Source organism: Nocardioidaceae bacterium, from assembly GCA_018672315.1.
Taxonomy (GTDB): Bacteria; Actinomycetota; Actinomycetes; order Propionibacteriales; family Nocardioidaceae; genus TYQ2.
The window spans coordinates 3,129,257-3,153,173 of sequence record CP076053.1 but is presented as its reverse complement, the minus strand read 5'-3'; the positions used below and the strand labels follow the sequence as shown (position 1 = coordinate 3,153,173).

The following is a 23,917-nucleotide window of genomic DNA, read 5'->3' as shown; positions in this document are numbered from 1 at the left end:
GCCTGGTCAGGCGCGCGGGAGACCACCACCGCCGCCACCGCGGGTAGTAGCGTCGCACCCGTGCACGTCGTCATCATGGGCTGCGGCCGGGTGGGCTCCACCCTCGCGCGCAGCCTCGAGCAGCGGGACCACACCGTCGCGGTCGTCGACTCCAACCCCGACTCGTTCCGGCGGCTCGGGCCCGAGTTCGCCGGCACCAAGGTCACCGGGGTCGGCTTCGACCGCAAGGTGCTGCGCGACGCCGGCATCCACGACGCCGGCGCCTTCTGCGCCGTCTCCAGCGGCGACAACTCCAACATCATCGCCGCCCGTGTCGCGCGCGAGCAGTTCGGCATCGAGAACGTCGTCGCCCGCATCTACGACCCCGGCCGCGCCGAGGTGTACGAGCGGCTCGGCATCACCACCGTCGCCACCGTGCGGTGGACCGCCGACCAGGTGATGCGTCGCATCCTCCCCGCCGGCGACGAGCCCGACTACCTCGACCCCTCCGGCACCATCCGCATCGACACCGTCGAGGTGCCCGACGCGTGGGTCGGGGGCCGCAGCATCACCTTCCAGTCCGAGTCGCGCTCCCGCATCGCCTGGATCGACCGACTCGGCCGGGGCATGCTGCCCACCCGCGAGACCGTGCTGCAGGAGGGCGACCGCCTGCACCTCGTCATGCGCGAGGAGGACGCCGCCGGCGTCTGGTCGGCACTCGAGTCCGGACCGGAAGGGGACTGATGCGCGTCGCCATCGCCGGAGCGGGGGCCGTCGGCCGCTCCATCGCCGCCGAGCTCATCGAGAACGGCCACCAGGTGCTGCTCGTGGACAAGGACGCCCGCGCCATCAAGCCCGCCCGCGTGCCCGGCGCCGAGTGGCTGCTCGCGGACTCCTGCGAGATGTCCTCCCTCGAGGAGGCCCAGCTGCAGGACTGCGACGTCGTCATCGCCGCCACCGGCGACGACAAGGTCAACCTCGTCACCTCGCTGCTGGCGAAGACCGAGTTCGCCGTGCCCCGCACCGTGGGCCGCGTGAACCACCCCGACAACGAGTGGCTCTTCACCGAGGCCTGGGGCGTCGACGTCTCGGTCTCCACCCCGCGCATCATGTCGGCCCTGGTGGAGGAGGCCGTCGCCGTCGGCGACGTCGTACGCCTCTTCACCTTCCACCAGTCCAACACCAACCTGGTCGAGCTCACGATCCCCGCCGAGAGCCCGTACGTCGGCACCGCCCTCGGCCTCGTCCCCTGGCCCGAGAACACGTCGCTGTGCACGATCCTGCGCGACGGCCAGGTCTACGAGCCCGACGACGACCAGGCGATCGAGGCGGGCGACGAGCTGCTGTTCGTCGCCAAGGAGGACCGGGAGGCGGAGCTCAAGGAGCTCCTGAGCCCCAACTAGTCCGCGCCCCGGTCACGCCGGGGTGTACGCGGTGCGGTTGCGGCTCAGCAGCCAGGCCATCCCGGCCAGGGCGGCGATCTGCAGCGGCCACCCCATCACGATCTTGCTGGCACCCAGCAGCGCGATCATCGTCTGCGGGTCGGCCCACTCGTTGCTGCCCGCGAGCCACAGCGGCGCCTGCACCACGACGCGGACGACGCACGGCAGCGCCAGCAACCACGTCAGCCGTGCGCACAGGCGGACGACGGCCGGGTCCGAGCGCCACGCGGTGGCGTCCCCGGTGACCGACCCCACGACGAAGCCGAGGGCGGGCCACCCGACGACCACCGACAGCGCGAAGACGCCCGCGTACGCGGCGTTGTAGAGGATGCCCGGCAGGAAGTACGCGAGCGCCGCGTCGTCGGCGTCCCCGCCACCGGCCAACGCGCGGTAGGCGAAGAACGCCCCGATGCCGATGCCCACGAGCGCGTTGACCACGAACTGCACCGGGCTGCGCTGCACCACCCTGATCACGAGCAGCACCACGGCGATGCCGACGCTGACCAGCAGGGGCGTACGGATCTCGTCGAGCAGCAGGAACAGCACCGTGAAGGTCGCCGTCGGCACCGCCGCCTCGACCATGCCGCGCCGACCGCCGAGGGCGTCGCTCAGCTGCGAGCGCACGACCTCCTCGACCGTGAGCGGGGTCGGCTGCCCTGGCTTCTCGGGCAGCTCGCGCTCGGACGAGGGCTCCGTCACGCGGTGAACTCGTAGCGAGGGTTGTACATGACCGGGCCCTCCGCGGCGTGACCGACGCGTCCGCACACCGTCAGGGCGCGGCCCGGCTCGATGCCGCCGATGCGGCGACGCCCGAGGAAGACCAGGGTGATCGAGCCCGTGCCGTCGTACAGCTCGGCCTCGAGCGCCGGGGTGCCGCCGCGCGGCCGCAGGGTGACGGTGCGGAGCGTGCCGTGCAGCTCCAGCCGGGAGCGCTCGTCCGCCTCCTCGATCGGGCAGCAGCCCGACGCACGCGTCTCGCGGAGCAGGTCGCGGTCGTGGGCCTGCTCGCTGCTGGCCCAGCGGTTCAGCGAGCGCCGCAACCGACCGCGGCCGCTGCGCTCCGTCGTGTCCCGCCCCATGTCAGGACCCCTGTGTCCCGCCGGAGCGCTGTTGCATCTCCGCCTGCGCCTCGGCCAGACCCTCGGGGTCGTCGCTGAAAGCGCCGGGCGGCATCGTCAGCGGCAGCGGGTCACCGGGGGCCATCGCGTCGTTGCCTCGCACCACGACCACGTGGGAGAGCGCGTCCCACCACGCGGCGTCCTCGGCGACCTCCACGGCGGGCCGGCCCAGCATCGTGGCCCGCACCATCCACCGCGGACCCTCGATGCCGAAGACCCGGGAGGGCTGCACGACCTGCTGACCGTCGGGCGCCTTCAGCGGGATGACGACCCGCAGCTCGGTCCCGTGCGGGCCCTCGGTCTCCTCGCTCTTGCCGCCCAACCGGGTGACCTCCTCGACCACCCCGGGCCGGATCTCCTCCCAGAGGCCGCCGCTGCGCGGCGCCGCGAAGGGGCGCAGCTCGACGGCGCCCTCCTCGTTCGCCAGCAGCACCGAGGCGATCTGCTGGTTCTCCTCGTCGACCTGCAGGCGGATGTCGAGACCGTCGAGGGGCGCGATCATCAGCGACCCGAGGTCGACGGTGCGCGCGATGTCCACGGAGTGGTCCTCGTCGACGTCCCACGGGCCCGTGCGTGCAGCACCGGCCGCAGAGGCCGTGGCGGAGGGGGTGTCCGCCGGCACCGTCACGGCGTCCGCAGAGTCGCTCGTGTCCTCGGCGACACCGGTCTCGGACGCGGGCACGTCGGCTGTCTCGTCTGCCTTGCGGCGGAATCTCACTCGTCTCTCCTGGCCTCGGCGGGGCGGGCCTCACAGACCTGCGTGGCCCCCGGTAGAACCGTAACCCCCGGCGCCGCGATCGGCCGCCGGAAGGGTCTCGACCTCGACGAACCTGGCGTACGCCACCTCCTGCACGACCAGCTGGGCGATGCGGTCGCCCCGGGCGAGCCGGACCGCCTCCCGGGCGTCGGTGTTGACCAGCAGCACCTTGACCTCGCCGCGGTACCCCGCGTCGACCGTGCCCGGCGTGTTCACGATGCTCAGCCCGAGGCGCAGCGCCAGGCCCGAGCGCGGGTGCACCAGCCCGACGTACCCCTCCGGCAGCGCGATCGCCAACCCGGTCGGCACCAGCGCCCTCTCCCCCGGCTCCAGCACCACGTCCTCCGTGGTGACCAGGTCGGCTCCGGCGTCACCGTGGTGGGCGTACGTGGGCAACGGCGCGACGGGATCCAGGCGCTGCACCTCGACGACGGGGCGGGCCTCGGGTCCGTTCACGCTCCTGACCCTAGAGCCAGCCGGTCGTGACCTCGGTCGCCCCGACCCCTCCGACTCCCGTGCCTGGCCGCGGGTGGGATCCTGGGGTCGTGTCCGCACCGTCGGCCCCCGAGGGCCCCACCACGCTGTACCGCGAACGGCTCGCCGTGCCGCTGCGCTGGTGGGTGCAGGGCACGATGTTCGTCGCGAGCGTCTTCCTCGCCGTCGTCGTCGCGCTGCCCTTCGCCGGCGCCCTGGTCGTGACGGTCGTGGCCTCCGCGATCGTGTACGGCGGCATGGTGTGGTTCGGCAGCGCCATCGTCGAGGTGCGTACGCACGGCCCCGGGGAAGGCGACCTCCTCGCCGGACGCGGTCGGCTGCCCGTGCACGTCATCACCTCGGTCGAGCAGCTCGACCGCGAGCGCACCCGGGCGGTCGCGGGGCGCGAGGCCGATGCGCGCGCCTTCCTGGTGCTGCGGGGTTGGCTGAAGCAGGCGGTCCGCGTGCACCTCGCCGACCCGCGCGACCCGACGCCGTACTGGCTGGTCTCGACACGCCATCCCGAGCAGCTGGTCGCGGCCCTGCGCGAGGCCCGACAGACTGGACCGGTCGCCGGATCGCATGGTGCGCCCCCCGCCGGGTAGGGGCCGCCCACGTCCACCCGGTCGGACACCCGTCCACCCCCCTTCACCCCCGCGAGGCCGTCCGGTCACGCACGAGAGGAACCCATGGCCAAGAGCTCGAAGTCGTGGAGCCTGATGTCGACGGTCTCGACGATCCTCGCCGGCATCGTCGCCCGCAAGGCCATCGCGTCGACCTGGTCCGCCGCCACCAGCAAGGAGCCGCCGGCGAACCCGGCCGACCCGGACGTCTCCATGAACGAGGCCGTGGCCTGGGCCGTCTTCTCCGGCGCCCTGGTGCAGGTCGCGCGCATGCTCGCCGCTCGTCGGGCCGCGGTCTACTACACCCGCTCGACCGGTCACCTGCCCCCCGGGCTCGAGAAGGACTGAGCCACCCGCACACCGTCACCCGCCCGCGCTCGTGGCGTAGGCCCGGCGTACGACGCAGCAGAGGCCGCCCACCGGCTCGGTGGGCGGCCTCCGTCGTCGGGGGTCGTTCTCAGGCGCAGTCGTAGCAGATCATCTTGGCCTCGTCGGCCAGCTGTGACCGGTGGTGCACCAGGAAGCAGCTCATGCAGGTGAACTCGTCGACCTGTCGGGGCTTGACCTCGACGGCCAGCTCCTCGTGGGAGAGGTCGGCACCGGGCAGCTCGAAGGACTCTGCGGCCTCGACCTCGTCCTCGTCGACCTTGCCGGAGTTCTTGTCGTGACGACGAGCCTTCAGCTCCTCGATGCTCTCCTCGTTCTCGTCGTCGTTCTTGCGCGGAGCGTCGTAGTCGGTAGCCATCCTCGTCCTTCTCGTGCGTGGGCGTCGGGCCCGGCACAGCCCTGACGCGTGCCCTCGGGCAGCCGGTCCAACGACCGACGCCCCGCACCCTATTCCGCCCTGCAAGCCACCTACTCCACCGCGCCCCCCGCACGGGTGTGAGAGCGGACACCCGGCGACGTCGTCGCAGGTCAGCGAGTGGTCGGCCGCACCGGGCCAGCCAGGAATCCGCAGGTCGAGACGACCTCGAGCACGGCGTCGTGGCCGTCCTCGGGGACGACCAGCACCAGGGTCGCTCCCCCGGCGCCCTCGAGCAGCGACAGCCGGGCACCCGCCTCGGTGGCGATGAGGCCGGCCGCGGCGTGGTCCCACAGCTGCGGACCCTCCTCGACGTACGCGTCCGCACGACCGGCGGCCACCGCGCAGATGTCGAGCGCGGCCGACCCCATCCGGCGGATGTCGCGCACGCGCGGCAGCAGCTGCGCGACCGCGCTGCCCTGCAGGGCCCGCGTACGGGGGTCGTAGGAGAAGCCGGTGAGCACCAGGCTCTCGGCCAGCGGCGGCACCGCCCGCACCGCCAGCGGCGCCCCGTCGAGGCTCGCCCCCCGGTCCTTCGCCGCCGACCAGCTCTCGTCGCGTGTGACGTCGTGCACGGCTCCTGCGACCACGACGCCGTCGACCTCGGCGGCGACCGAGACCGCATACTGGGGGATGCCGTAGAGGAAGTTCACCGTGCCGTCGATGGGGTCGACGATCCACCGCACCGACGTCCGCGTCGCCGCTGGGCTCCCCTCCACGAGGGGCTCCTCACCGCCCTCCTCGCCGAGCAGCGTGTCGCCGGCGCGGCGCACCGAGAGCAGTCGCCGCACCAGCCGCTCGGTGTCGGTGTCGACCCGGGTGACGACGTCGGTGGCCGAGGACTTGGTCGCGGTCACCTCCGGACCGCTCGAGGCACGCGAGCGGGCGACGTACGCCGCGGCCTCGCGCGCCACGTCGACGGCGACGGCCCGCAGCAGGTCGGCCTCGGGGTGGTGCGCGGTCACGTCGCCGACCGCAGCTCCCGCTGCGCCGGGAGGTCGCTGCCCGAGGCCGCGGGCCGCTCCGGCGCCCGCGCGTTGAGACAGCAGCCCGCGGGACAGACGTCCCAGCAGGCCGAGCCCGGGCCGGAGACCGCCCGCTCCACGTGGTGGGACCGCTCCGCGGCCGCGCGCTCCAGCAGCAGGTCGCGGACGAGGGCGACGAAGCGCGGGTCCACCCCAGCGGTCGCCGCGCGCCGGAACGGCAGGCCCAGACGCTCCGCGGTCTCCGCCGCCTCGGTGTCGAGGTCGTAGATGACCTCCATGTGGTCGGAGACGAAGCCGAACGGCACCACGACGGCCGCTGTCGCGCCCTCGGCGTGCAGTGCCTCGAGGTGGTCGTTGACGTCGGGCTCGAGCCACGGCACGTGCGGCGGGCCCGAGCGCGAGCAGAACACCAGCTGATGCGGGTGCGTCGTGCCGGTCTCCTGGGCGACGCGGTCGGTGACCAGGCGGGCGAGCTCGGCGTGCTGCGCCGTGTACGCGTGGCCGCCCTGCTCCGGCGGCCCGGCGGCCGCGTCCATCGACTCGGGGATCGAGTGCGTCACGAAGACCAGGTGCGCACCCTGCCTCTCGGCCTCCGCCAGGTCGGCCAGCGCGGCGAGCACCGCGTCGCCGACGGCTGCGACGTAGCCGGGGTGGTTGTAGTAGTGCCGCAGCTTGTCCAGGCGCGGCAGCTCCCCCGCGGCGACCCGTGCCAGCACCTGCTCGTACGCCTCGGCGTCCCCCTTCTCGTGACCCGCGAGCACGAGCTGGGCATCGGCGAGGTTCTCGCGGTACTGCCGGCAGCCCGAGTAGGAGGAGTAGGCGCTCGTGACGAAGCAGGCGGCCCGGCGCACCCCGTCGGCGTGCATCTGGGCCAGCACGTCGTCCAGGTAGGGATCCCAGTTGCGGTTGCCCCAGTAGACCGGCAGGTCGATGTCGTGGGCGGCGAGGTCCTCGCGGATCGCGGCGAGCAGCGCGCGGTTCTGGTCGTTGATCGGGGAACGACCGCCGAAGAGCCGGTAGTGCTCCCCGACCTCCTCCAGCCGGGCGTCGGGGATTCCCCGGCCGCGGGTGACGTTCTGCAGGAACGGGAGCACGTCCTCCTGCTTCTCCGGCCCGCCGAAGGAGACCAGCAGGAGGGCGTCGTACGGGCTCGTGTCCTCGGGAGCGGGCATGTCCCGATCGTAGTTGCCGCCGCCCGAGGTGACACCGTCCGAGGGCACCCGCACCGTGCCCGAGTCGTGCCCGGACCGTGCCCGAGCCGGCGCTAGCCTGCGGAGGTGCTGATGCCCTACCGACGGGTGCTCGCCCATGCCGGGGCGCGCTCGTTCTTCCTCACCGGACTCCTGGCCCGGGCCCCGATGGCGATGATCGGGCTCGGCATCGTGCTGCTGGTCGAAGGCGTCCGCGGCTCCTACGCCCTGGCCGGCCTGGTGACGGCCGCGTTCGTGCTGAGCGAGGGGGCCCTGGCGTTGGTGCAGGGCCGGCTGCTGGACCGCTTCGGCCAGGCGGCCGTGCTGGTGCCTGCCACAGTGGTCTCGAACCTGAGCCTGGTCGGCCTGGTCGTCGCCACCACGTCGGGGGCACCGCTGGCGCTGCTGCTGGTGCTCGCGGCGCTCGGCGGTGCGACGTTCCCGCAGGTCGGGTCGGCCGTCCGCGCCCGCTGGAGCTTCCTGCTCGCCGACCGGACCGCCGAGAAGGACACGGCGTACGCCCTGGAGGGCGTCGCCGACGAGTCGGCGTTCGTCGTCGGTCCGGTGCTGGTGACCGTGCTGGCCACGACGGTGCACCCGACCGCGGGCCTTCTCACCGCAGCCGTGGTGGCGCTCGTCGGGACCCTCGGCTTCTCGCGGCTGCGCGCGACCCAGCCGCCGGTGCGGCTCACGGACGACAGCGTGGGCCCGGTCGCACCGCTGGCGTGGCGGAGCCTGCTGCCCGCCACCGGCGTCGCGATCGGCCTGGGCGTCCTCTTCGGTGGCATGGAGGTCGCCACGGTGGCCTTCGCCGACGAGCGCGCGAACCAGTCCGCCGCCGGGCTGCTGCTCGCCCTGTGGGCCGGGGCCAGCCTGGTCGCCGGCGTCGCCACCGGGCTGGTGTCGTGGACCGTGGACGCAGCCACCCGCATGCGCCGCTTCACCGCCGCCTTCGCGCTGGTGGTGCTGCCCCTGCCCTTCGTGCCCACCCTGACCCTCATGGCCGGGCTCCTCCTGCTCGTCGGGCTGGCCGTCGCACCCACGCTGATCGCGATGGTGTCCGCCGTCGAGGCAGGCGCCCCGCGGGACCGTCTGACCGAGTCGCTCGCGGTCGCCCACACCGGGTTGGCCGTGGGCGTCGCGTCCGGGGCGGCCCTCGCGGGCCTGGTGGTCGAGGAGCTCGGGGTGAGCGCGGCGTACGCGGTGCCCGTCGTCGCCATGGCGCTCGGGGCCCTGGCGGCCCAGGTGTCACGGCAGGCGGGAAGCCCCGGCCGGGTCGCAGGATCGCTGCCCGACACGCCCATCTCCCCGCGTGTCGGTGCCACCTTCGCGCCCCCGGCTGACCAGTAGGCTCACCGGAGCCCACGCCGAGGCCCCGTCGCGATCCGGAGGATCGACCTGATGACCAGTCAGCTGCCGCCCCGCGAGATCCAGTCGAGGATCCGGGCCGGGGAGACACCGGAGGACGTCGCGACCGCCGCCCAGACGACGCTGGAGAAGGTGCTCGTGTACGCCGGCCCGGTGCTCGCCGAACGAGCCCACCTCGCCGGGCTCGCCCAGGCGGCGTCGGTCCGTACGCCCGGGGGCACCAGCGCCGGCGTGCTCTCCGACCTCGTCGAGACCCGGCTGCGCGCCTCCGCGCTCGACGCCTCCGCCGTGAACTGGGACGCCTGGCGTCGCCCCGACCGTACGTGGGCCGTCGTGGCCGAGCTGCCCCTCGACGGCGTCGCGCGCACGGCCACGTTCACCCACGACATCGCCGGCCGCTACGTCGTCGCCGAGGACGACCTCGCCCGTTGGCTCACCGGTGAGCTCGACCACCGGCCCGGCCTCGCCCGCACCACCGCGGATGACGCCGCCCCCGGCGACGGTGACAGCCCGGCACCGCAGTCCTCGGCCGACGGTGAGATCCCGCTGCCGCCCGCCCCGGCGGAGCAGACGCTGCGCGCCGTGCGCGACGGCGACCTGTCCGGTCCCCCGGCCGAGGTCGCGCCCGCCTCCGGCGTCGACGCGCCCGCACAGATCCCCGACCCCGCCGAGACACCCGAGGCACCCGAGGCGTCGGACGACGATCAGCTCGCCCTCGGTGACGACGCGATCGCCATGGTCACCGGAGGACAGGCCGCACCTGCGACACCACGGGCCTCGACGAGTCCCGCGACAGGCTCCGCCACCGGCTGGCGCGACGACGTCGACGCCCCGTCCTGGCTCGAGCAGCCGGGTCCCGAGCCGACACCCGCACCGGCGCCCGCGCCCACGCCGGATCCCGCACCGGAGCCGACGCAGGACGTGCTGTTCGGTGAGCCCGCCGACGCCTCGCAGGACGCCCCGGCAGCGAAGCCTGGCCGCCGCCGCGGACGGGCGGCCATCCCGAGCTGGGACGAGATCATGTTCGGCGGTCCCACCGAGGGGGCGCCGCTCGCCGAGGGAACCCCCGACGCGCAGGTCGACGAGCAGGTCGACGACCGCGAGGACGAGCGCCGGGACTGACGCCGGCGTCGGGCCGGACCACTTGGCCTCAAGTTGAGCCGAGCGGTCGCCAGGGCCCCGGCGTCCCTCTAGCCTTCGTCCATGTCGTACTTCGTGACGGGTGCCACCGGATTCCTGGGCCGCTTCCTCGTGCAGGAGCTGCTGGACCACCACGACGGCGAGGTGTTCGTCCTCGTCCGCCCGTCCTCCCGGCACAAGCTCGACCAGGTGCGGCGCACCTGGGGTGATGACGCGCGCGTCGTACCGGTCGAGGGTGATCTGACCCAGGACGACCTGGGTGTCTCGCACCAGTGGGCCACAGCCCACCGTGACGACGTGACCCACTTCTTCCACGTCGCCGCCGTCTACGACATGACCGCCGACGACGCCGTCAACCAGGCGATGAACGTCGAGGGCACCCGTCACGCGCTGGACCTGGCGGCCAAGCTGGACGTGCGGTGCTTCCACCACGTCTCCTCCGTGGCCGTGGCCGGCGACTACCGCGGCATGTTCGACGAGTCGATGTTCGACGAGGGGCAGGGCTTCTCCTCGCCCTACCACCGCACCAAGTTCGACGCCGAGCAGCTCGTACGCCGCTCGGACCTCACCTGGCGCGTCTACCGCCCTTCGGTGATCGTCGGGCACTCCGAGACCGGACAGATGGACAAGGTCGACGGGCCGTACTACTTCTTCCCGTTCCTCAAGCGGATGCGCGACACCCTGCCCAGCTGGACGCCGCTCGTCGGCGTCGACCTCGGCGACACCAACGTCGTCACGGTCGACTACGTCGCCTCCGCCATGGCGTGGCTGGCGCACCAACCCGGCCTGGACGGGCGCGCGTTCCACCTGGTCAACCCCGACCCGCAGCCGGTCGTCGAGGTGGTCAACACCTTCGCCGACGCCGCTCACGCGCCCCGGTTCGCGACCCCCATCGACCGCAAGGTCACCGGTCTGCTGCCCGACGGCCTGCTGCCCAGGGCCGTGCAGCCCAGCCGCCTGCTGCGCAGGGCGGTCGCCTCGGCTCCGGCCCAGCTCGCCCTGCGCGAGACGGTCGGGCGGCTCGGCATCCCGCCCGAGGTCGTCGCCCATTCCTCGTTCTCGGCCCTGATGGTCTCCTCACGGACCCAGAAGGCGCTCAACGGCTCGGGCATCAGCGTCCCCGATCTCGAGGCCTCCGCCGACGCGCTGTTCCAGTACTGGGAGGAGTTCCTCGACGACTCCATCCGACGCGACAAGAAGGTCGTGGGCGCCCTGCAGGGCAAGACCGTGCTCATCACCGGCGCCTCCTCGGGCATCGGCCTCGTCACGGCCGTGAAGGTCGCGAAGGCGGGAGCGATCCCGTTGCTCGTGGCGCGCGGCAAGGACAAGCTCGAGGACCTCCAGGCCGAGATCGAGGCCGACGGGGGCGCCGCCTTCATCTATCCCTGCGACCTCTCCGACATGGACGCCATCGACTCGATGTGCGAGCAGGTGTGCCGTGAGCAGAAGCGCGTCGACTTCGTCATCAACAACGCCGGACGCTCGATCAGACGGTCGCTGAAGCTGAGCGTCGACCGCTTCCACGACTTCGAGCGCACGATGCAGCTCAACTACTTCGGCGCGATCCGCCTCGTGATGGGGCTGATGCCGGCGATGACCGAGTCCGGCGGCCACGTCGTGAACGTCTCCTCGATCGGCGTCCAGACCAACCCGCCGCGGTTCAGCGCGTACGTCGCCTCGAAGTCGGCGCTGGACTCCTGGAGCAACGTCGTGAGCTCCGAGCTGGTCGGCGACGGCATCAGCTTCACCACCATCCACATGCCCCTGGTGCGGACGCCCATGATCGCGCCGACGAAGATCTACGACCGCTTCCCCACCATCAGCCCCTCGCAGGCGGCCGAGATGGTCGTGAAGGCGATGGTCGACAAGCCACACCAGATCAACACGGCCCTGGGCAACCTCGGCGCCGTGGCCGGCACGGTCAGCCCGAAGCTGACCTTCCGCATCCTGCACCTGGCGTACCAGGTGTTCCCCGACTCGGCCGCCGCCCGGGGCGACAAGACCGACCCGACCAACGAGCAGATGCTGCTGGCACGCCTGATGAAGGGCGTGCACTGGTGATCACGCGCCGGTCGTGACCTCACGGTCGGTATCGGCGATCCAGTCGCTGAAGGAGCCTGCGTACAACGCGGCGTCCCGCCCGGACTCCATCAGGGTGAGGATCCCGAGCGTCGCGGTGACACCGGAGCCGCACATGACCGCGACGTCACCCTCGGGATAGTCCTCGACGACGTCGAGATCGACGAGTCCGGCGTCCAGGTGCTCGCCGAGCGGCACGTTCACCGCGCCCGGCACATGGCCCGCCACCGGGTCGGGGCTCGTGCCCTCGCCCCGGAACCGCTCGGCGGGTCGCACGTCGACGAGCTTGCCCTCCGCCGCGTACGCCTCGGCCTCCTCGGCGCCGACCACCGCCAAGCGGGGCTCTCCCACCTCGAAGTCGCCCTCCTCGATGCTGGGCTCCCCCTCCTCGACCGCCGCGCCGGCGTCCTTCCAGGCCTGCCACCCCCCGTCGAGCACGCGGACGTTGTCATGCCCGTAGTGCCGCAGCAGCCACCAGCAACGGGCAGCCGAGGCGTTGTTCCAGTCGTCGTAGACCACGACCGGCACGTCGGAGCGCACACCTGCCGCGCGCATCGCGGGAAGGAACCGGTCAGGGTCGGGCAGCGGATGACGCCCGCCCTCCCCGCCAGGGGCGGGGTCGGCCGCCAAGGCGGTCTCCAGGTCGACGTACGCCGCTCCGGGCACGTGGCCGGCGAGGTACTCCGCGTGTCCGTCCTCGACACCGAGCGCGTACCTCACGTCGAGCACGGTCACCTCTCCCGGAGGTCCGGTGAGGATCGCTGAGAGGAACTCGTCGACGGAGATCAGGTGCTGTCCCATGACCGGAGCGTGCCCCGCGGTGACGCCTGCTGAATCCTCGCCGCGCTCAGCCGAACGGCAGCGGTTCGGCCTGGGCCGCGGCGTGAGCCCGCGCGGCGGTGAGACCGCGGCGGTGGTGGCGCCGGCACAGCACCTCGTACGCCACCTCCCCGGCCGGAGCCTCGCCCGCCGCCTCGCCGGCGACGTCGCCCACCACCACCGTCTCGCCCTCGGTGACCATCGCCCCGGCGACCGTCCGCGCGTTGTGGGTGCCGGTGCGGCCGCACCAGCACAGGGTCTCCACCTGCAACCGCCGGACACGGTCGGCCAGCTCGACCAGGCGGGCCGCCCCCGGGAACAACCGGGTGCGGAAGTCGGTGAGGATGCCGAAGCAGAAGACGTCGACGTCGAGCTCGTCGACGACCCGCGCGAGCTGGTCGACCTGGGCCGGGCTGTAGAACTGGGCCTCGTCGCAGACCAGGTAGTCCAGGCGCGCGCCACCGGTGAGGGCCTCGACGACGTGGGCCAGGAAGTCGAAGTCGTCGTCGACCTCCGTGGCCGCGACCTGCAGTCCCAGCCGTGAGGACAACGACCCGGTGCCGGCCCGGTCCTTCGCCGTGAAGATGCGCCCCACCCGACCGCGGACGGCGTGGTTGTGGTTGGTCTGCAGCGCCAGGGTCGACTTGCCGGAGTCCATCGTGCCGGTGAAGAACTGCAGCTCGGCCACTCAGCACACCACCAGGGGCACGTCCATCTCGACCGGGGTCAGCGACCCGTGGAAGCCGACCATCCGCGTCTCCAGCGGGAACTGCTCCGCCGAGAGCACGGCCCAGTCGTCCCGCGCCGCCACGACGACGTCGCCGATGCGCTCGGTGACCGCCTCGTCGATGCCGCCGAACCAGTCCGCGACCTCCTCGCGGACCCGCACCACGGCGCGGTCGCCCAGGGTGTCCGCCCAGGTCTCGGCCACGTCGTGGGCGGCCCCCTCGGCGCAGTAGAGGTGCCGCAGTCGTGCCTCGCCGCCGAGGCGGCGTACGCCGTCCGAGAGCTCCGGCAGGTCGCCCACCTCGATGCGTCGGTCCACGGGCACGTCCAGCATGCCGTGGTCGGCGGTGACCAGCAGGCGTACGTGGTCGGGCAGCTCCTCGCGCAGGCGGTCGAGGGTGTCGTCGACGCCCGACAGGGCGGTGCGCCACGCAGGTGAGTCGACGCCCTTGCCGTGGCCGGTGTGGTCCACGTCGTTGAGGTAGAGGTACGTCAGGCTCGGGGAGGTACCCGCCTCGCGGTGCGCCGCCAAGGCGCCGTCGACCTGCTCGTCGACGTCGTCGGCGTCGAGACGGCGGGCTCCCCGGAAGGCCGCGACCGAGAGGCCGGAACCGGCGAACTCCCGCTTGTCGGCGACGGTGACGTGCATGCCCGCGTCTGCAGCCAGTCCGAGCGCGGTGCGGTGGGGCTGCCAGTCGTGAGGATCGACGTCGGCGTCCCACTTCAGGGCGTTGAGCAGGGTGTCGGTGCCGGGGACCCGCGAGGTGTAGCCCACCACCCCGTGGCGACCCGGCACCAGGCCCGTGCCGAGCGACGTCAGGCTCGTCGCGGTCGTGGACGGCACCCCGGCGGTGAGCGTACGGACGACCGTCCCGCCGCTCCCACCCCCGGTCGCCGAGCCCGCAGCGGCCAGCACGTCGGTGAGGAACGGCGCGTCGCGCGGGTGGTCCTGCAGCAGCTGCATGCCGAGACCGTCGACCAGCACGACCACCCAGTGCTCACCGTCCGGCAGCTCCAGGGAGGTGCGGGGCAGGTCGGGCGAGGTCACGCCCGCGGCCGCGACGACGGCCGGCAGCACGTCGGCGAGCGCACCCCCGCCGTACGCGGGCAGCCTGAAGCCGTGCGCGTCGAGACCGGTCACCCTCAGCCCACCTCAGCCGCGACGGGTGAGCCGCTGCAGGTGCTCGGCGAAGTCGAGGAGCGAGGGCACCGCGTCGGGGCCGTCGGCGGCGACGGACGCACGGATCGAGAAGTCGTCACCCGAGAGCGTTCCCGACAGTCCGTGGTCGGCCGTGCACTCCGGGTCCGCACACACGGCGGGCTCCAGGTCGACGCGCGAGACCATGCCCCACCCCACGGTCAGCACCGCCTCGCGGACCTCGGGGCGTACGCCGCGCCCGGCGCGCTCGGGCTGCGCGACGTAGCGGTTCACCACGACCGACTTCACCTCGGCCAGCGGCACGGTCTCCGTCGACGTCGTCGTGTACGGCTCGGGGAGCAGGTCGTCGGGGGCGTGGTCGTCGGTGTGCGCGACGATCAGGCGTCCGCCGGTCAGGACCACGACGGTGAGGTGCCGGCGGACCTCGTCGTGGTCGAAGGTCGGCTCGTGGTGCACGTGGAAGGCCACGACCTCCTCCCCCGCCAGCGCCGAGGCCACCGCGTCGGCCACGATCTCGGGGTAGAAGCCGGTCTGCTCGATGGCGCGGACCAGGTCGCGGGACCGGTCGCTGCGCGTGGCACGGAACTCCACCATGGGCGCATCCTCGCACGTGGCCCCTCGGGGACCGTCAGCCGCGCTGCTCGACCCCGTCGAGGGCGTCGCCGGGCATGGAGGAGAGACGACGTGCGAACCACTCGGCGCGGTGGTCCGGCACCTCCTCGACCCGTCCGTGCGCCGTCAGCACCGCGGCGCCCAGCGTGGAGACCAGCACCAGCGACAGGTCCAGGTGGCGCACCTCGGGCACGTCGTTCTTCAGCTGGGCGATGCGCAGCAGCAGCCGTTCGACCGAGGACAGGTCGACGGTCTCCGAGCCGCGGTACCCGTGCAGGAGCGGGGCGGCCTTGATCTCGCGCACCATCGCCGCCGCGTCCCGCTCGGTCATCGGGGGGATGCGGTAGACCCGGTCACCGAGCAGGTCGGTCAGCGGACCGGAGATGCCGAACGACAGCACCGGGCCGAACAGCGGGTCCTCGGTCGCCGCCATGGAGACCGGTACCCCGTGCCGGGCACCACGCTGCACCACGAACGCGGGGTCGTCGGGTGAGTCCAGCGCCTCCAGCAGGGTCTTCCAGGCCGCGGCGAGCTCGTCGCGGTCCTCGATGTCGCGGCGTACGTGGCTCGCGTCAGGGGTCTGCCGCAACCGCTCCGTGGTGGCCTTGAGCACCACCGGCCACCCGAGCTGGTCGGCCGCCTCGCACGCCTCCTGCACCGACCCGACCGGGCGCGCGGGCCAGAGCTCGACCTCGTAGCACTCCAGCAGCTCGCGCAGCTCGTCGCCGGAGAGGTCATGGCCCTCGGGATGGTCGATGAGGAGCTGGGCGACCAGACGCTGGGCGCCGCGCACGTCCGGTGCGTCCTCCATCGCGGGCGGCCGCCCGACCTCGACCGCGTCGTCGCGCTCCTCCTCGTCGGTCTCGTCGGTCCCAGCGGCCTCGGCGGCGACCTGCGTGCCCGGCTCCGGGTCGTCCTCGGTCTCGCGCAGCCACGCGGCGTACGACACCACCTCGGCGAGCGCCCGCACGGCGGCCTCGACCGCCGGGTAGGACGGCACCGACCCGCGACCGGCGAGGCCACGGCCCACGTCGGGGATGCGCAACAGCTCGGGGACGCCCTCGGTGCCGAGGAAGGTGCTGACCAGCGGCTTGTCGGACTGCTCCCCCACGGCGGCGAGCACGTCGGCGACCTCGTCGCCGACGGTGGTGAGGGCGGAGACGTACACCGCCACGACCGCGTCGACCTCGTCGTCGTCGATGGCCGCGTCGAGCGCGAGCTCGAAGTCCTCGGCCGTGGCGTCGGCGCCGAGCAGCCCGTTGCGGGTGACCTGCAGGCCGACCGAGACCGCCGCGTCGGCGGCGAGCAGGCCCAGGGCGTCGGAGTTGCCGACGATCGCCACCCGCTCACCGCGCGGCAGCGGCTGGTGGGCGAGCAGCTGGGCGACGTCGAACATCTCGTCGAGCGTGTCGACCTGGATGACCCCCGCCTGCCGGAACATGGCGTCCACGGCGGCGCCGGGGGCCGAGAGCGTACGCACCGCGTGCCCCATCGGGACGCCCTGCGTCGCGCGACCCGAGCGCACCGCGACGATCGGCTTGCGCCGGCTCACCCGGCGGGCGATGCGGGAGAACTTGCGCGGGTTGCCGATCGACTCCAGGTAGAGCAGGACGACCTCGGTGTGGTCGTCCTCGTCCCAGTACTGCAGCAGGTCGTTGCCGGAGACGTCCGCGCGGTTGCCCGCCGAGACGAAGGTCGACAGACCCAGACCACGGCGCTGGACCTTCTCGAGGATGGCCGTGCCGAGCGCACCGGACTGGCAGAAGAAGCCGACCCGACCGCGGTCCGGGAGCAGCGGCGAGAGCGAGGCGTTCATGCGCGAGTCCGCCGCGGTGTTGATGACCCCGAGTGCGTTCGGGCCGATCAGCCGCAGGCCGTACGAGCGCGCGAGACCGACCAGGCGGCGCTGCCGCTTGCGTCCCTCCTCACCGGTCTCGGCGAAGCCCGCGGAGACCACGACCAGGCCGTGCACACCCTTGGCGGCACAGTCGAGCACGACGTCGGCGACCGCGTCGGCCGGGACCGCGACGACCGCCACGTCGACGTCGTGCGGGATGTCGGTGACCGTCGGGTAGGCCGGTACGCCCGAGACGGCCTCGGCGGCGGGGTTGACCACGAAGACGCGACCCTGGAAGTCGCTCTGCACGAGGTTGCGTACGAGCGCCTGCCCGACCGTCTGCTGACGTCGCGAGGCGCCGACGACCGCGACGGACCGGGCATTGAGGAAGGCCCGGATCGAGGAGGACTCGCTGCGGTGCTCCCGGTCGAGCATCACCCCGATCGCCGTCTCGGTCGGATCGATCGGGAACTCGACGGTGACGAGGCCGTCGTCGTAGCCGCCGGCCACCTTGTAGCCCGCCTCACGGAACACCCGCAGCATCCGCGCGTTCTCCGGCAGCACCTCGGCGCTGAAGCGCTGCACGCCGCGCTCGCGGCCGGCCTGGGCCAGGTGCTCGAGCAGCAGCTGCCCGATGCCGCGGCCGTGGTGCTCGTCGGAGACGAGGAACGCGACCTCGGCATCGCCCGGCTTGACCGTCTCGTAGCGACCCACGCCGATGATCCGGTCTGCCAGCGTCATCACGAAGCAGACCCGCTTGTCGTGGTCGACGTGGGTGAAGTGCTCCACGTCCTTCGCCGAGAGCCGCGGCCGCGAGGAGAAGAAGCGCAGGTACTTCGACTGCTCGGAGACCGTCTCGTAGAACGCGACGAACCGCTCCTCGTCCTCGCCCTCGATCGGGCGCAGGTGGGCGGTGCGGCCATCGCGGAGGACGACGTCGGCCTCCCAGTGCTCGGGGTAGTCCCCCTGCCCCGGGCGTTGGGGCAGGGTGTCGCGCAACCTGTCCCGATCCGTGCTGCCTGCCACGTCCCGCAATCTACCCGGGACGGACGCGACGCGCCGGTGACCGGCCCTGCCGGGGCCGGGTGCCGGGGGCTCGGCGAGAATCGCCCACATGGCACGGCGTACGCAGGCTCCCCCGCCCGAGGACGACTTCGAGGAGCACATCCTCGACACCGACGTCGGTGAGGAGATGCGCTCCTCGTTCCTGGAGTACGCCTACTCCGTCATCTACTCCCGGGCGCTGCCCGACGCCCGCGACGGTCTGAAGCCCGTGCAGCGCCGGATCCTCTACACGATGAACGACATGAGCCTGCGGCCCGACCGTGGGCACGTGAAGTCCGCCCGTGTGGTCGGCGAGGTCATGGGCCGGCTGCACCCGCACGGCGACGGGGCCATCTACGACGCCCTCGTGCGCTGCGTGCAGCCCTGGGCGATGCGTCTGCCGACCATCGACGGCCACGGCAACTTCGGCTCGCCCGACGACCCGCCCGCGGCGATGCGCTACACCGAGTGCCGCATGGCGCCCGCCGCCCTGTCGATGACCGCCTCCATCGAGGAGGACACGGTCGACTTCCGACCTAACTACGACTCCCGCGAGATGGAGCCCTCGGTGCTCCCCGCCGCGATCCCGCACCTGGTCGTCAACGGTTCGACGGGCATCGCCGTCGGCATGGCGACGAACATGGCACCGCACAACCTCGTCGAGGTCGTCGCCGCGCTGCGGCACCTGATCACGCACCCCCGGGCCGACGTCGCCGACCTGATGCGCTTCGTCCCCGGACCCGACCTCCCCACGGGCGGCAAGATCGTGGGCCTCGACGGCATCCGCGACGCGTACGAGACCGGCCGCGGCACCTTCCGCATGCGCGCCACGGCCAAGATCGAGTCGTTGACGCCGCGACGCAAGGGCATCGTGGTGACCGAGCTGCCGTACGCCGTGGGCACCGAGAAGGTCATCGAGAAGATCAAGACCCAGGTGCAGGCCAAGAAGCTCACCGGCATCAGCGACGTCAAAGACCTCTCGGACCGCGAGAAGGGGCTGCGGCTGGTCATCGAGGTGAAGAACGGCTACCACCCCGAGGCGCTGCTCGAGCAGCTCTACAAGCAGACGCCGCTGGAGGACACCTTCGGCATCAACAACGTCGCCCTCGTGGAGGGTCAGCCCCGCACCCTGGGACTCGTCGAGCTGCTGCAGGTCTTCCTCGACCACCGTTTCGAGGTCGTACGCCGCCGCTCGGAGTTCCGGCGGGCGAAAGCCGCCGACCGGCTGCACCTGGTCGAGGGCCTGCTCGTCGCGATCCTCGACATCGACGAGGTGATCGCCCTGATCCGGGGGTCCGACGACGCCGCGACCGCCCGCACCCGGCTGATGCAGGTCTTCGACCTGAGCGAGCCGCAGGCGACGTACATCCTCGACATGCCCCTGCGTCGGCTCACGAAGTTCTCCACGATCGAGCTCGAGAGCGAGCGTGACGAGCTGCAGCAGACCATCGCCGCGCTCGAGGAGATCCTCGGCGACGACACCAAGCTCCGCAAGGTCGTCTCCACCGAGCTCGCCGAGGTGGCCAAGACCTACGGCACCCCCCGGCGCACGGTGCTGCTGGAGTCCTCCGGCGCGACCTCGACCGCAGCGGTGCCGCTGGAGGTCGCCGACGACCCGTGCTTCGTCTACCTCTCGGCCTCGGGCCTGATGGCCCGTACCCTCGACCGGTCCGAGCCCGGGGGCTCGGGCTCCTCGGCCGTGGGCACCGCCGACCGCTCCCGGCACGACGTCGTCGCCTCGGCGGTCATCGCCACGGCGCGCGGCGAGGTCGGCGTCGTCACCACGCTCGGGCGCGTGCTGCGGCTGCCGGTGCTCGACCTGCCGACCCTGCCGGGCACCGCCTCCCACCCGCACCTGCAGGGCGGGGCGCCGGTCACGGAGTTCGTCGACCTGGAGAAGAAGGAGCGCGTCCTCGCTCTGTGCTCGCTGTCGGAGGACTCCCCCGGCCTCGTGCTCGGCACCCGGGCCGGTGTGGTCAAGCGGACGCGGCCCGAGTACCCGACCAAGGAGGCCTTCGAGGTCATCGGCCTCGACGACAAGGACGAGGTCGTCTCGGCCGTCGAGCTCGCCACCGGCGAGGAGGACCTCTTCCTGGTCACCACCGACGCGCAGCTGCTGCGCTTCAACGCCTCGCTCGTGCGGCCCCAGGGTCGGGCCGGGGGTGGCGTGGCCGGCATCAAGCTCGCGCCGAAGCAGCAGCTGCTGGGGCTCTTCGTCGCCCCGGCCGAGGGCGACGAGCAGCCCGCGTCCGTCGTCGTGACCGTCGCCGAGGCCGTCGAGGGAACGCTCGACGACGACGCGGGCACGGTGAAGGTCACGACCACGCAGGTCTTCCCGACCAAGGGCCGGGCCACCGGCGGCGTCCGTGCGCACCGCTTCCTCAAGGGTGAGGCCCGTCTGGAACGGGCCTGGGTCGGCGTCGGTCCGGCACGCGCGGCCACGGCCGGGGGTGCGCCGCTGGAGCTGCCCGCCGTGGACGAGCGCCGGGACGGCTCGGGCACACCGTTGGAGCAGCCGATCACCGCGCTCGGAGGCCCTGTCGGCGCGCTCGTCGCCGGTCGCACCACCGACCCGTCACACTGAACGCATGACCGTGTCCCCGTACGCTCCGTCCGCGTCCGCCGCGACGCGGCGTCGCGCCCTGCTCCCGACCCTGCTGGCCGCCGTGCTGCTGGTCACGACCGCGTGCAGCGGCGAGGAGGAGCCGAGCCTCACCCCCGCGCAGGCGCTCTCCCAGGCCAAGCAGCAGCTCGACCGGACCTCGGGCATCAGCCTCGAGCTCTCGACGCCCGAGCTGCCTGCCTCGGCGACCGGACTGCTCTCGGCGACCGGGGTCGGCACCTCCGCCCCCGCTTTCGACGGAGAGATCAGGGTGTCGGTCGCCGGGGTGGGCGCGACGGTGCCGGTCGTCTCCCTCGAGGGCACGACGTACGCGACCCTGCCCTTCACGACCGAGTTCGTGGAGGTCGACCCGGCCGAGTTCGGGGCACCCGACCCGGCGCAGCTCTTCGGACCCACCGACGGGCTCTCCTCGCTGCTGACCGAGGCGGAGGAGACCTCTCCGGGTGAGCAGGTGCGGGAGGGATCCGACGTCGTCACGAGGTACGCCGCCTCGCTCCCCGGCGCGGCCCTGCAGTCGATCGTGCCGGTGGCCCCCGACCAGGTGGACTTCGACGCCACCTTCACCCTCGACGCCGACCAGCGGCTCACGAAGGCGACGCTGACGGGGCCGTTCTACGGGGCCGACACCGACTCGATCACCTACACGGTGCTGATCACCGAGTACGGCATCTCGCCGCAGATCACGGCCCCCTGAGCAGGTCGCGGTGACCGCCGGATCGGGGCTCGGCGACGAGCGGGTGCAAGCAAGGGTGCCCGTGGCGAGTCTCGTGCTGCTGGTCGTCGCGGCCGTCGCCGTCGGCTTCGCGGCCGCCGACACCTACGTCGTGGTGCTCGCGCTGCCCGACATGATGACCACCGCCGGGCTCTCGATCGACGAGCTCCAGCGAGCGGCGCCGATCGTGTCGGGCTTCCTGCTCGGCTACGTGGCGGTGCTCCCCCTGGTGGGACGCATCGCCGACCTCCGGGGACGGGTGCCGGTGCTGGTCGGCTCGCTGGTGGTCTTCGCGGTGGGCTCCGCGGTGACGGCACTGGCGTACGACCTGCCCAGCATGGTGGTCGGCAGGTTCTTCCAGGGCGTGGGCGGCGGCGGTCTGGTGCCCGCCACGCTGGCGCTCGTCGCGGACCTCTATCCCCCTGGTCGCCGCGGGCTTCCCCTCGGACTGGTCTCGGCGGTGCAGGAGCTCGGCGCCGTGGTCGGTCCGCTGTTCGGCGCAGTCGTGCTGGCGTTCTCGCGGTGGCAGACGATCTTCTGGATCAACCTGGCCGTCGGCCTGGTGCTCGCTGCGGCGATCCGCGCCATGGCGGTGCCCTCGACGGCACCGGTGGCTTCCTCGCCCACGGACGGGTCGCGATGGCGGCGTGATCCGCTGTCGTGGCTCCTGCTCGCCGCCGTCCTCGCGGCGTGGTTGCTCGTGCTCCTCCAACCGCCGTCGCTGACGAGCAGCGTCAGCCTCGGGCTGCCGTTCGTCCCGCTCGTCGGCGAGTCCCGGTGGGCCGCGCCGCTCGCGCTCGGTGGTCTGGCGGCGCTCGTGCTCCTGCTGGTACGCAGCGCTCTCGCCACGCGTCCGCTGCTGCCGGCGGCCGACTGGTGGCGTACGGCCCGCGAGGCCGACCTGGTCGGTGCCCTGTGGCTCGCTGCCGCGCTCGGTGGTGTCGTCCTGGCCTTCGCCTCGGCCGACCCCGAGGAGGCTGTGCTCTCCCTCGCCGGGCTGGCGTGGCTGGTGCTCGCCGCGCTGGGCGCCGTCGGCCTGCTCGTGCACCTGGGCCGGGCCGAGCGCCCGTTGTTCCCGGCCGGCACCTTCCGGGCGCGAGCGGCCTGGGGTTCGCTGCTGGTCAGCCTGCTCGTGGGCGTCGCGCTGATCGCCGCCCTCGTCGACGTCCCGCTGTTCGCCCGCGTCACCATGGCCGGTGACTCGCAGCTCGACGCCGCCCTCGTGCTGATGCGTCTTCTGATCGCCCTGCCGATCGGAGCCGTCGTCGGTGGCCTCGCCCTGCGCGGGGTCTCCGCCGGCGTGCTGACGCTCACGGGCATGCTCATGAGCGCGGTCGGCTTCCTGATGATGGGCCAGTGGGGTCTCGAGACCCTCCAGGACTTCTGGCTGCCGACGATCGCGCTGGTGCTCGCCGGGTTCGGCTTCGGGCTCTCCCTCGCGCCCATCAACGACGCCCTGCTCGCCGCGACGGACGCGGCCTCGCACGGTGTGGCGAGCGCGTTCGTCGTGGTGGCGCGCATGGTCGGGATGCTCGTCGGTATCTCCGTGCTGACCACCATCGGCTCGCGCTTCTACTTCAGGAGCGTTGCCGACCTGCCGCCGGCCGCGGAGGTCTGCGCGGGTGGCGGCACCTGCGCGGCGTACACCGACCTGCTGCGCGAGGCCAGCCTCGTGGTGCAGCACACCGTCTTCCACGGTGCGGCGGTCGCCGCGATCCTCGCCGGGGTCCTCGGCCTCGTACTGCTGCGTTCGTCCGGGCGACACGCGGTTGAGGCGCGATCGTCGACGGCCGAGGTGTGACCACCCTCCGGGGTGAGTAGATTCGCGGTATGAGTGGACCGTTCGACGACCTCCTGGCCAACAACCGCGCGTTCGCGGACGACTTCGACCTCGGCGGGTTCGACGGCGTCGCCAAGGCCGGTGTCGCCCTTGTGACCTGCATGGACTCGCGCATCGACCCGTTGCGGATGCTCGGGCTCACCCACGGTGACGCCAAGATCTTCCGCAACCCCGGAGGGCGGGTCACGCCGCAGGCGCTCGAGGCCCTCGTGCTCGCGACGCACCTGCTGAACGTGGACCGCATCCTCATCGCGCCCCACACCCGCTGCGCCATGGCGTCCAGCTCTCTGGACCAGGTGCGGGAGAAGGTCGGTGCCTCCGCCGAGCAGGACGCGTCCTGGATGACCTTCGGCGTGGTCGAGGACCAGGTCGCCGCCCTGAAGGACGACATGCACAAGGTCATCGCGCACCCGTTGATCAAGGCCGACGTCAAGGTCGGCGGCTTCATCTACGACGTCGACACGGGGCTGCTGAACCCCGTCGACTGACGCCCAGAGGTCACTTCCCGCGAGAGGTCACTTCCCGCGAGAGGTCACTTCCCGCGAGAGGTCACTTCTCGCGAGGGGTCACTTCCCGCGAAGGGTCAG

General features: G+C 72.6%; 23 protein-coding genes. 11 read left to right on the top strand and 12 right to left on the bottom strand.

Annotation, left to right across the window (positions count from 1 at the left end; translation table 11 throughout):
* The first annotated feature begins 60 nt into the window (after positions 1–60).
* On the top strand, positions 61–723 hold the full coding sequence (locus tag KLP28_15155) for a TrkA family potassium uptake protein (protein ID QWC84870.1): 663 nt from the start codon (positions 61–63) through the stop codon (positions 721–723).
* Positions 723–1,382 carry a TrkA family potassium uptake protein gene (locus KLP28_15150; protein ID QWC84869.1) on the top strand — a complete coding sequence of 220 codons (660 nt, stop codon included), beginning with the start codon at positions 723–725 and terminating at the stop codon, positions 1,380–1,382. Before KLP28_15155 ends, KLP28_15150 begins: the two co-directional genes overlap by 1 nt.
* Before the next feature lie 12 nt (positions 1,383–1,394).
* On the opposite strand, the gene KLP28_15145 is transcribed toward KLP28_15150, so the two are convergent.
* From KLP28_15145 to dut, 4 genes are all read right to left on the bottom strand, one after another.
* Positions 1,395–2,003 carry a DUF3159 domain-containing protein gene (locus KLP28_15145; protein ID QWC87015.1) on the bottom strand — a complete coding sequence of 203 codons (609 nt, stop codon included), beginning with the start codon at positions 2,001–2,003 and terminating at the stop codon, positions 1,395–1,397.
* Positions 2,004–2,116: 113 nt separating this feature from the next.
* A complete protein-coding gene (locus KLP28_15140) occupies positions 2,117–2,500 on the bottom strand; it encodes an OB-fold nucleic acid binding domain-containing protein (GenBank protein QWC84868.1) in 384 nt (127 codons plus the stop codon).
* A gap of 1 nt (position 2,501) precedes the next feature.
* The gene (locus KLP28_15135; GenBank protein ID QWC84867.1) at positions 2,502–3,221 is read right to left on the bottom strand and encodes a DUF3710 domain-containing protein; all 720 of its coding nucleotides are present in this window, start codon (positions 3,219–3,221) and stop codon (positions 2,502–2,504) included.
* Positions 3,222–3,287: 66 nt separating this feature from the next.
* Positions 3,288–3,752, bottom strand: coding sequence for a dUTP diphosphatase (gene dut, locus KLP28_15130; GenBank protein QWC84866.1), 465 nt, complete (start codon positions 3,750–3,752; stop codon positions 3,288–3,290).
* Between the two features lie 89 nt (positions 3,753–3,841).
* Between dut and KLP28_15125 the strand changes: the two genes are divergently transcribed.
* Both KLP28_15125 and KLP28_15120 read left to right on the top strand, forming a co-directional pair.
* A complete protein-coding gene (locus tag KLP28_15125) occupies positions 3,842–4,375 on the top strand; it encodes a DUF3093 domain-containing protein (GenBank protein QWC84865.1) in 534 nt (177 codons plus the stop codon).
* A gap of 84 nt (positions 4,376–4,459) precedes the next feature.
* Complete coding sequence (locus KLP28_15120) at positions 4,460–4,741, top strand: DUF4235 domain-containing protein (GenBank protein QWC84864.1); 282 nt, start codon at positions 4,460–4,462, stop codon at positions 4,739–4,741.
* A gap of 109 nt (positions 4,742–4,850) precedes the next feature.
* Here KLP28_15120 and KLP28_15115 read toward each other — a convergent pair whose 3' ends face one another.
* From KLP28_15115 to KLP28_15105, 3 genes are all read right to left on the bottom strand, one after another.
* Complete coding sequence (locus KLP28_15115; protein QWC84863.1) at positions 4,851–5,138, bottom strand: DUF4193 domain-containing protein; 288 nt, start codon at positions 5,136–5,138, stop codon at positions 4,851–4,853.
* Positions 5,139–5,308: 170 nt separating this feature from the next.
* Positions 5,309–6,160, bottom strand: coding sequence for an inositol monophosphatase (locus KLP28_15110; GenBank protein ID QWC84862.1), 852 nt, complete (start codon positions 6,158–6,160; stop codon positions 5,309–5,311).
* Entirely contained in the window at positions 6,157–7,353 is a 1,197-nt protein-coding gene (locus KLP28_15105; GenBank protein ID QWC84861.1) for a ferrochelatase, read from the bottom strand. The genes KLP28_15110 and KLP28_15105 overlap by 4 nt, the downstream gene beginning before the upstream one ends.
* Positions 7,354–7,458: 105 nt before the next feature.
* Here KLP28_15105 and KLP28_15100 point away from each other — a divergent pair, with 105 nt between their 5' ends.
* The 3 genes from KLP28_15100 to KLP28_15090 all read left to right on the top strand — a co-directional run bounded on the left by KLP28_15100 (position 7,459) and on the right by KLP28_15090 (position 11,940).
* Positions 7,459–8,721: an MFS transporter gene (locus tag KLP28_15100; GenBank protein ID QWC84860.1), complete on the top strand. Its 1,263-nt coding sequence runs from the start codon at positions 7,459–7,461 to the stop codon at positions 8,719–8,721.
* A gap of 51 nt (positions 8,722–8,772) precedes the next feature.
* Positions 8,773–9,861, top strand: coding sequence for a DUF3071 domain-containing protein (locus tag KLP28_15095; GenBank protein QWC84859.1), 1,089 nt, complete (start codon positions 8,773–8,775; stop codon positions 9,859–9,861).
* Between the two features lie 81 nt (positions 9,862–9,942).
* A complete protein-coding gene (locus KLP28_15090; protein ID QWC84858.1) occupies positions 9,943–11,940 on the top strand; it encodes an SDR family oxidoreductase in 1,998 nt (665 codons plus the stop codon).
* Here KLP28_15090 and KLP28_15085 read toward each other — a convergent pair whose 3' ends face one another.
* From KLP28_15085 to KLP28_15065, 5 genes are read right to left on the bottom strand one after another with little or no spacing between them, the layout of a single operon-like run.
* Positions 11,941–12,759, bottom strand: coding sequence for a sulfurtransferase (locus KLP28_15085; protein QWC84857.1), 819 nt, complete (start codon positions 12,757–12,759; stop codon positions 11,941–11,943). It abuts the gene before it with no gap.
* 46 nt (positions 12,760–12,805) lie between these two features.
* On the bottom strand, positions 12,806–13,465 hold the full coding sequence (locus tag KLP28_15080; protein QWC84856.1) for a thymidine kinase: 660 nt from the start codon (positions 13,463–13,465) through the stop codon (positions 12,806–12,808).
* On the bottom strand, positions 13,466–14,644 hold the full coding sequence (locus KLP28_15075) for an alkaline phosphatase family protein (protein ID QWC84855.1): 1,179 nt from the start codon (positions 14,642–14,644) through the stop codon (positions 13,466–13,468). It abuts the gene before it with no gap.
* Positions 14,645–14,656: 12 nt separating this feature from the next.
* Positions 14,657–15,256, bottom strand: coding sequence for a phosphodiesterase (locus tag KLP28_15070; protein ID QWC84854.1), 600 nt, complete (start codon positions 15,254–15,256; stop codon positions 14,657–14,659).
* 34 nt (positions 15,257–15,290) lie between these two features.
* Positions 15,291–18,227 carry a GNAT family N-acetyltransferase gene (locus KLP28_15065; protein ID QWC84853.1) on the bottom strand — a complete coding sequence of 979 codons (2,937 nt, stop codon included), beginning with the start codon at positions 18,225–18,227 and terminating at the stop codon, positions 15,291–15,293.
* Here KLP28_15065 and KLP28_15060 point away from each other — a divergent pair.
* Genes KLP28_15060 through KLP28_15045 form a run of 4 tightly spaced genes read left to right on the top strand, consistent with a single transcriptional unit; the run spans position 18,226 to position 23,818 of the window.
* Positions 18,226–20,739: a DNA topoisomerase IV subunit A gene (locus KLP28_15060; GenBank protein ID QWC84852.1), complete on the top strand. Its 2,514-nt coding sequence runs from the start codon at positions 18,226–18,228 to the stop codon at positions 20,737–20,739. The two genes, KLP28_15065 and KLP28_15060, sit on opposite strands and share 2 nt — an antisense overlap.
* A gap of 4 nt (positions 20,740–20,743) precedes the next feature.
* Positions 20,744–21,472: an LppX_LprAFG lipoprotein gene (locus tag KLP28_15055; GenBank protein ID QWC84851.1), complete on the top strand. Its 729-nt coding sequence runs from the start codon at positions 20,744–20,746 to the stop codon at positions 21,470–21,472.
* Positions 21,473–21,527: 55 nt separating this feature from the next.
* Positions 21,528–23,291 carry an MFS transporter gene (locus tag KLP28_15050; GenBank protein ID QWC87014.1) on the top strand — a complete coding sequence of 588 codons (1,764 nt, stop codon included), beginning with the start codon at positions 21,528–21,530 and terminating at the stop codon, positions 23,289–23,291.
* A gap of 29 nt (positions 23,292–23,320) precedes the next feature.
* The gene (locus tag KLP28_15045) at positions 23,321–23,818 is read left to right on the top strand and encodes a carbonic anhydrase (protein QWC84850.1); all 498 of its coding nucleotides are present in this window, start codon (positions 23,321–23,323) and stop codon (positions 23,816–23,818) included.
* The last annotated feature ends 99 nt before the right edge of the window (positions 23,819–23,917 follow it).

What these genes read in the sequence shown, in the direction of transcription:
- KLP28_15120 (QWC84864.1), top strand. Translation starts at nt 4,460, where the DNA reads ATGGCCAAGAGCTCGAAGTCGTGGAGCCTGATGTCGACGGTCTCGACG.
- KLP28_15060 (QWC84852.1), top strand. Translation starts at nt 18,226, where the DNA reads ATGGCACGGCGTACGCAGGCTCCCCCGCCCGAGGACGACTTCGAGGAG.
- KLP28_15095 (QWC84859.1), top strand. Translation starts at nt 8,773, where the DNA reads ATGACCAGTCAGCTGCCGCCCCGCGAGATCCAGTCGAGGATCCGGGCC.
- KLP28_15070 (QWC84854.1), bottom strand. Translation starts at nt 15,256, where the DNA reads ATGGTGGAGTTCCGTGCCACGCGCAGCGACCGGTCCCGCGACCTGGTC.
- KLP28_15090 (QWC84858.1), top strand. Translation starts at nt 9,943, where the DNA reads ATGTCGTACTTCGTGACGGGTGCCACCGGATTCCTGGGCCGCTTCCTC.
- KLP28_15105 (QWC84861.1), bottom strand. Translation starts at nt 7,353, where the DNA reads ATGCCCGCTCCCGAGGACACGAGCCCGTACGACGCCCTCCTGCTGGTC.
- KLP28_15150 (QWC84869.1), top strand. Translation starts at nt 723, where the DNA reads ATGCGCGTCGCCATCGCCGGAGCGGGGGCCGTCGGCCGCTCCATCGCC.
- KLP28_15065 (QWC84853.1), bottom strand. Translation starts at nt 18,227, where the DNA reads ATGTGGGCGATTCTCGCCGAGCCCCCGGCACCCGGCCCCGGCAGGGCC.
- KLP28_15115 (QWC84863.1), bottom strand. Translation starts at nt 5,138, where the DNA reads ATGGCTACCGACTACGACGCTCCGCGCAAGAACGACGACGAGAACGAG.
- KLP28_15085 (QWC84857.1), bottom strand. Translation starts at nt 12,759, where the DNA reads ATGGGACAGCACCTGATCTCCGTCGACGAGTTCCTCTCAGCGATCCTC.
- KLP28_15055 (QWC84851.1), top strand. Translation starts at nt 20,744, where the DNA reads ATGACCGTGTCCCCGTACGCTCCGTCCGCGTCCGCCGCGACGCGGCGT.
- KLP28_15045 (QWC84850.1), top strand. Translation starts at nt 23,321, where the DNA reads ATGAGTGGACCGTTCGACGACCTCCTGGCCAACAACCGCGCGTTCGCG.
- KLP28_15145 (QWC87015.1), bottom strand. Translation starts at nt 2,003, where the DNA reads ATGGTCGAGGCGGCGGTGCCGACGGCGACCTTCACGGTGCTGTTCCTG.
- KLP28_15140 (QWC84868.1), bottom strand. Translation starts at nt 2,500, where the DNA reads ATGGGGCGGGACACGACGGAGCGCAGCGGCCGCGGTCGGTTGCGGCGC.